Source organism: Pseudomonas sp. PNPG3, assembly GCF_023093815.1.
GTDB lineage: Bacteria > Pseudomonadota > Gammaproteobacteria > Pseudomonadales > Pseudomonadaceae > Aquipseudomonas > Aquipseudomonas asiatica.
The window spans coordinates 1-225 of sequence record NZ_JALLKV010000360.1 but is presented as its reverse complement, the minus strand read 5'-3'; the positions used below and the strand labels follow the sequence as shown (position 1 = coordinate 225).

General features: G+C 54.2%; 1 pseudogene. It reads right to left on the bottom strand.

Annotated elements, in window-relative coordinates:
- Positions 1–225, bottom strand: a pseudogene (locus tag MJ643_RS31330) (hypothetical protein); the annotation flags it as partial.

The following is a 225-nucleotide window of genomic DNA, read 5'->3' as shown; positions in this document are numbered from 1 at the left end:
GCCGTGAACCGTTGGCCGGACAAGCCAGGCCTGGCCCATGTGGTAAAGCGGAGTCAAAGCTTGCTGGTTGGTCAAAACTTCCTCTGCTTGCACGAGGTAGCTGAGCCGCTTTGCGCCAGTCGCGGTTTGTGACTTGTTAACGGCTTGGTCATAAGCCTTGCTTGACCACTTGCCGAAGTTGTAGCTCTGGCCCGTCAGCATGAATTTCAAGAAGTTGTAAGGATC